This is a genomic window from Rubritalea tangerina, from assembly GCF_042683245.1.
GTDB classification, from domain to species: domain Bacteria; phylum Verrucomicrobiota; class Verrucomicrobiia; order Verrucomicrobiales; family Akkermansiaceae; genus Rubritalea; species Rubritalea tangerina.
The window spans coordinates 1-6508 of record NZ_JBHUJB010000012.1; the positions used below are offsets into that span (position 1 = coordinate 1).

Annotated in this window: 7 protein-coding genes; all 7 read left to right on the forward strand. The window is 43.7% G+C overall.

The features are described 5' to 3' along the window. Positions 1 to 482, forward strand: a 482-nt coding sequence (locus ACFSW8_RS02635) for a hypothetical protein (protein WP_377177361.1), incomplete at its 5' end; no start/stop codon positions are given. A 162-nt stretch (positions 483 to 644) separates the two neighbouring features. Further along, entirely contained in the window at positions 645 to 1058 is a 414-nt protein-coding gene (locus tag ACFSW8_RS02640; RefSeq protein WP_377177363.1) for a hypothetical protein, read from the forward strand. 1785 nt (positions 1059 to 2843) lie between these two features. Then, positions 2844 to 3161, forward strand: a complete 318-nt coding sequence (locus tag ACFSW8_RS02645; RefSeq protein ID WP_377090655.1) for a hypothetical protein — start codon at positions 2844 to 2846, stop codon at positions 3159 to 3161. Between the two features lie 158 nt (positions 3162 to 3319). Then, positions 3320 to 3778: an SRPBCC family protein gene (locus ACFSW8_RS02650; RefSeq protein WP_377177365.1), complete on the forward strand. Its 459-nt coding sequence runs from the start codon at positions 3320 to 3322 to the stop codon at positions 3776 to 3778. A 143-nt stretch (positions 3779 to 3921) separates the two neighbouring features. Further along, entirely contained in the window at positions 3922 to 4341 is a 420-nt protein-coding gene (locus tag ACFSW8_RS02655) for a hypothetical protein (protein WP_377177367.1), read from the forward strand. A 138-nt stretch (positions 4342 to 4479) separates the two neighbouring features. Then, on the forward strand, positions 4480 to 4740 hold the full coding sequence (locus ACFSW8_RS02660) for a hypothetical protein (protein WP_377177369.1): 261 nt from the start codon (positions 4480 to 4482) through the stop codon (positions 4738 to 4740). Positions 4741 to 4934: 194 nt separating this feature from the next. Then, the gene (locus ACFSW8_RS02665; RefSeq protein WP_377177371.1) at positions 4935 to 5321 is read left to right on the forward strand and encodes a hypothetical protein; all 387 of its coding nucleotides are present in this window, start codon (positions 4935 to 4937) and stop codon (positions 5319 to 5321) included. Positions 5322 to 6508 lie beyond the last annotated feature (1187 nt).

The following is a 6508-nucleotide window of genomic DNA, read 5'->3' on the forward strand; positions in this document are numbered from 1 at the left end:
ACACACATTCAGAGAAATTTCACATCGAGGAGCCAAGCGAAGTGCCGCTTAACTACGTGCCATTCTTGTCTGACCTAGATCACACTGACGAAATAGAAATAACTAGCGGCAATACAAATCTGTCTATTGATCGAATAGGAAATGTATTTATAAGTACTGACTCACAAGGAAAACCTCTGAATTTGATTGTCATGCTGGAGCCGACAGAGGCCAAAAAATTAGAGGTATTTACAAGTAGTCATATTGGTGAATTATCAGAAATAAAGCTAAATGGAGAGGTTATTTCTAGTGCCCGCTTCTCTGGTGTTATCTCAAAAGCTCTTGGTGTACCACTATCCACAGGTCTTACTTCAGAACAAGTTTCTTCGCTAAAAAGAATGTCTGAAAAGCAAGTAATTATCAGTATAGATCCAAACCTTAAGTCTGACGGAAAAAAACCTACAATGGCTGAATCGATAGACAAGATATTCTCACAAGACTAGATCAGCATAACAAGACGCTGCACCCAACCGCTGACCGCGGTTGAGCTTCGCTCACTATTTCCAACCCTCAGTCCGTAAACAATAAATCATAGTACATCCCTGTCAGCGGTGCGGTGTGCTTTACGTTAGCTTAAATAATAAACATTAACTCAATCATTAATCATGGGAGCATGGGGAAACGGAAATTTAGAAAATGACGGTACACAGGACTTAATAGCTGATCAATCAGACGAGCTATTTAGCCTAGTGATAAAACTTATGAAAAGCCCCGTAGCAGCGGAATATGATGAATACGATCATGATCTATTGTTCTTCACTATCGAAAAGATTGTGGCACTTGCTAACCATGGTTTGATCAACTCAGCACCTCCATCACATAAAATTGAGCCTTTAATTGCTCCATTCATGAAGCACTGGACTGAGTATCATCAATCTGCAGGCCACGACATACCTGTAGAAAGAAAGGCTGTCATAGAGCACTCTTTTGTTGAGCTCTTAGTAGTCGCTAAAAATGCCTGTAGTGGTAGCTTTGGGCATAGAATTAGTCTCATCTCTGCGAAAATGAACCAGCAATAATGAATTAGTTCTCAACTAATTTTTAAAGACTATTCAGTCCGTTACCTTGCTATGCTAAAAGCTAACTCTCTTAAATAGCCTCTAGCTAACAAGACGCTGCACCCAACCGCTGACCGCGGTTGAGCTCCGCTCACCATTGCCAATCCACCATCCGTAAACAATAAATCTCAGTACATCCCCGTCAGCGGTGCGGTGTGCTTTACGTTCGCCTAAAAAATGAAAGCCGTTGTATCCAAAAGCAGAACTATAGTGACAGCTTCTGCACTATTGATTTTCTGTACGTTTCAGCTGATATTGTGGCGCCCTCGATTCTCAGTGTTAGCCAACACCGATGATGCTCAGCGTTTCATCTTCTATGGATTGATCGCGCTACTGCTTGTTACTGGCATTTCAAGTGTAGGGCTAATCATTAGCACACGTTTCTCTCTAAGACTTTCTCTTATATTCTGTACCTCTTTGCTATGTATTCTCGGGACTTGGTTATTATTTCACATGAGTGGTTTTTCTATTCTTAGTACAGGATCTCTACAGTCTAGCCCTTCAACACTAATACCTAGTATTCTATTACTCAGTATAATTTCCACTAGTTTGATAACACTAAATCCGTCAAAGTAATCTGTATCGGCTTTGGCGAACAAGACGCTGCACCCAACCGCTGACCGCGGTTGAGCTCCGCTCACCATTTCCAACCCTCAATCCATAAACAATAAATCAAAGTACATCCCCGTCAGCGGTGCGGTGTGCTTTACGTTCTGTGAGAGAAAAAGACGTTCTAACTTTATCTCCTTCTCCCCTACTGTTGCTATCTATCAGTTGCTATAATTATCGCTGAAGCTTCACACTTTCAGATCATGCTGTGCAGTTAGCTAGTTGGAGTAGTGAACTATCTTCTAGAACTGTGCTGCTAAATCACGGTGAGTACATTCAAAGTACCTTTTAGAATTTTTTCTCAAAATTCCCTTCCACGAATTGTGGGCGCATCCTCTATGCGGTTCGTGGCGAAGTAATTACTCAATTCATTGCGTAACGATGTTCGTCTCATCCACTGTTGGTGAAGTCGCTCTTAGTTCGCTCAGCACGATGAAAACATTGGTTTTACTAGCGTGTTCAGTTGCGATACTTTAGGGTGTTTCACAGAACAAGACGCTGCACCCAGCCGCTGACCGCGGTTGACTTTCGCTCACTTTTTCCAATCCTCCATCCGTAAACAATTAATCAAAGCGTATTCTCTGTCAGCAGTGGGTGTGCTTTACGTTCTATCAGATACATCCTCGGCTTGCGTGCTCAACTAAATAGTTCAGTACAGACGAGACAGCTTAGAAAACAATTTTCTAGTTCTCAGTCCTTCACAGTTGCGATGCATTCACAGAGCCAGTGCACACGGAACTCTGGAGGTTCATCATAATGAACTTCGCTAACATCATTCATGGCTACCATTGCTGGGTATGACTTTCAGAACTCTCGGCCTTCCATGCGATGAGCCACATCAGTTTTTTAGATTTCCAGAGTTTTGTAAGATCCTCGACGTCGGGACATAAATCTAAATGACCTGGCATAGAACATCTTTGCTACACGGTTTTAGAAAATTAAGCTCCGTTCCGATTGATAATCTTCCATCCAGTTGGAAACCATCGAGTACACCAGCTTGATAGAACAAGACGCTGCACCCAACCGCTGACCGCGGTTGAGCTCCGCTCTCCATTTCCAACCCTCAATCCGTAAACAATAAATCACAGTACATCCCCGTCAGCGGTGCGGTGTGCTTTACGTTCTACTAAATTTAACATGCCTCAAAGCTCGCTAGAAAAATCACTCATTATATACAAAGACAAGGTTCTAGGTGATATTACTAATGTTTCATATGATTTCCCATGGTCGTATGGAACATTCTCTGAACGCGCTGACTTTGAAAAATACCGTGATGGCTTTATCCATCTCATGACAGATGACTACGATGACGAACTTTTACTGTCTATAGACCCAGATATATTCGACGCTGAACATTGGTCTATAAAGACTTCAGACGGTCAAATTTCACCGATCGAACCACCATCAATTCACCCCTTAGAATCTCATATTGATTGGCAGTTCACATCTAGGTAAAACCTCTCATAAATTGCCTCTGTAGAACAAGACGCTGCACCCAACCGCTGACCGCGGTTGAGCTCCGCTCACCATTTCCAACCCTCAATCCGTAAACAATAAATCAAAGTGCATTCACCTGTCAGCGGTGTGGTGTGCTTTACGTTCGGCTATATAACATGCAGATTCAAACCTCCACGCAGATAAAAGCATCACCGGATAGCATTTGGCCTCTCTTGACTGAGTCTCGTATGGATGTTCCTGGTTGTTTCTGCCTAGGTGTTCCTCAGCCCAGATCATGTGAGTTACCAGATCAAGTCGGAGGGGTTGGTGCTGAGAGACGTTGTATTTCTGATAGGGGAGTTGTAGTGCAGAGAATCACTGAGTGGTCCCCGCCTAAGAAATTATCATTTGAGATGGTTAGTACGGATCACAGTTGGTCCTCGTGCGTGGATTCTATCAAAGAGGAGTTTATTTTGTCTCCATCAGACACTGGTACACGAGTCACTCGAAGAACTACGCTCAAAGCTAACGGCACTCTGGCTAAGCTTAAAGAATTTGGGTTTTATGCTGGGCTGAAGCGGGTACATTTCTACGTATTCAAGAACTGGAGATCATCTGTCGAGCACGATGCGTAAGATAAACTTTGCCGAACAAGACGCTGCACCCAACCGCTTACACGGTTGAGTTTCGCTCCGCGATTTGGTAGGACTCGCCTGAAACAAAAAATCAAAGCTCATTGGTCCGGTTCGCGGTTGGTGTGCTTTACGTTCTACTAAAAATGAAATCGTTTATTCTGACTATATTACTGGCTTTAAGCGTGTTCCCTGCTGCGGAAGCAAAACCGTTACCATATGAAAAATTGATACCAGTATTATCAGTTCTTTCTCATGAGAAGCATGGTGGTTCTCTGTATGCTCCATTTTACCTGAAGGCCAAGAAGCATGGCATTGATCTCTCGACAGGTGAGTATCACCTCGCTGGTCCTAATGGTGAAGTAGAGAAACTAAAAGTGATAGAGATTAGCTCAATCACTGATGCTAAGAAAACTGAAGTGGATAGGCACTTCGAAAAGAAAGGCTACATTTTGAGGATGTTAGTACCTTATGACAAAGCTAAATACAAAGACTGGCGCCTTAAGCACAGTTTAGGGGATGGAGCTTTAGATTTAGCATTCAAAACACCCAACTTACTGGAATAAACTCTGTAGAACAAGACGCTGCACCCAACCGCTGACCGCGGTTGAGCTCCGCTCACCATTTCCAACCCTCAATCCGTAAACAATAAATCATAGTACATCCCCGTCAGCGGTGCGGTGTGCTTTACGTTCTCCTAAAAAATGAAAACCTTCACGTATTCATATCTAGTACTTCTTTGTTTCGCTAATATCAGCTGTAAAGATAAAGTGAAAGTTGGCTCTAAGGTAGATATCACTGAAACTGGACGAAAAGAAACTGCAGTTGAAGTTGTTGAATCTCAGGATATGACCAAAGAATTCTTTGGAGAACAGTTTAAGAAGATCGAGGCTGAAGAAGCTGCCGCCAGCGCTAATAAGGAACTACTTCCATCCGATGATAAAAACGAGACTCCGGATGAGTGATCGTTGAGATCTTTATTAGTACTAGAACAACAGTAACATAACAACCAAACTAAATTTGGAGAACAAGACGCTGCACCCAACCGCTGACCGCGGTTGAGCTCCGCTCACCATTTCCACCCCACTATCCGTAAACAATAAATCACAGTACATCCCCTGTCAGCGGTGCGGTGTGCTTTACGTTAGGCTAAAATACCATGATCACGATCGCAAAATACTCGACGCTGGCCGATGCGCAGAAAGATGCGGACCGTCTTTCGAGACGCGATATCGAAGTCCATATTTCGGAGTCGGGCTTAGGTGGTGTAATCGGAGGCGGTGTTCCATCGTTTGAACTACAGGTTTACGAGGAAGATCTTGAGAAGCTTGAGGTTCTACAGGATGAGATTCAGCAAGAGATCGAAGACGACAGGCCATATGCTTGCCCGAATTGTAATAGCAAGAATTACATCGAGAATACCCAAACTAGAGGATTTCTAGCCAGCTTGTTCAGTATGGGATCAGCACGGGGAGACTTGAGAGCTGGTGTATTACGTTTCAAGTGTCTAGATTGTGAGGCGGCCTTCAAAATAACAATTGCCTAACAAGACGCTGCACCCAACCCCTGACCCGCTGAGAGTCTGACCGACTTGGCTGGTTCACACTTAAATTCACAAAACAAGCACGCCCAGGTCAGTGTTGGGTGTGCTTTACGTTAGGCTAAATCAACTCACCCTCACGACAGACTCTCAACCATGAGCGATTGCAATCTACCTGAACACGAATATTTAACATTATTCCATGATGAACGTTCATCATATGCATGGGTATTATCTAAGTATGGAGATTTCAGTCCCGAAGCTGCAAAATCAGCAGCTGAAGACTTTTATACGTACGAGGACATATCCAATTCATACAGAGGTTTGGTATTTCATGAAATGTCATGGCACTGGGCCATGACGAAAATACATGGGGAACGCTACCACTTGACTCATCCGAATCTAGCATCTCCACCTGATGAATATTTTGAATCATGACAGATTTCACAACGCCCTACCTCTCTAAATTTTCTGTACAGGGCACTGGAACTGTCTCTGCCTAACAAGACGCTGCACCCAACCACTGTCCGCTTCGAGAGCTCTAATTTCCATGCCGTTTTCACCATCACATAAATCCTTAAGTACACTGAGCGGACAGCGGTCGGTGTGCTTTACGTTCTACTAGAGATATCCCGTTGCAGGGTGCTCAAACAGATTACTCAGTGCAGACGAGACAGCATAGAAGCTGGAACATTATTCGAGGTTTAAGAACTCTCCATCATTGCACAGAAGCTGTGTAGTCGGGACTTTGTAGTTTCACCATCATGAACTTATCGAACATTCTTCATTGTTCCAAAAGCTGGGTAAGACTTATAGAACTCTCGGCCTTCCATGCGATGAGCCAAATAAGGTTTTTAGGTTTCCTACGCTTCGTGAGATCCTCGGCGTCGATGGCTAAATCTAAATGACCTGTCATAGAACATCCTTGCTACGCAGCTTTAGAAAATTAAGATCCACGTCGATGCTATGACCTTCCATCCAGTTGGAAACCACCGAATACACTACGTTCGTAGAACAAGACGCTGCACCCAACCGCTGACCGCGGTTGAGCTCCGCTCACCATTTCCAATCCACCATCCGTAAACAATAAATCACAGTACATTCCCCCGTCAGCGGTGTGGTGTGCTTTACGTTCTCCTAGAAATGCTACGCATCACACTACTAATTATCTGTATCGTTTTAACTACTTCGTT

What these genes read in the sequence shown, in the direction of transcription:
- ACFSW8_RS02640 (WP_377177363.1), top strand. Translation starts at nt 645, where the DNA reads ATGGGAGCATGGGGAAACGGAAATTTAGAAAATGACGGTACACAGGAC.
- ACFSW8_RS02645 (WP_377090655.1), top strand. Translation starts at nt 2,844, where the DNA reads ATGCCTCAAAGCTCGCTAGAAAAATCACTCATTATATACAAAGACAAG.
- ACFSW8_RS02650 (WP_377177365.1), top strand. Translation starts at nt 3,320, where the DNA reads ATGCAGATTCAAACCTCCACGCAGATAAAAGCATCACCGGATAGCATT.
- ACFSW8_RS02655 (WP_377177367.1), top strand. Translation starts at nt 3,922, where the DNA reads ATGAAATCGTTTATTCTGACTATATTACTGGCTTTAAGCGTGTTCCCT.
- ACFSW8_RS02660 (WP_377177369.1), top strand. Translation starts at nt 4,480, where the DNA reads ATGAAAACCTTCACGTATTCATATCTAGTACTTCTTTGTTTCGCTAAT.
- ACFSW8_RS02665 (WP_377177371.1), top strand. Translation starts at nt 4,935, where the DNA reads ATGATCACGATCGCAAAATACTCGACGCTGGCCGATGCGCAGAAAGAT.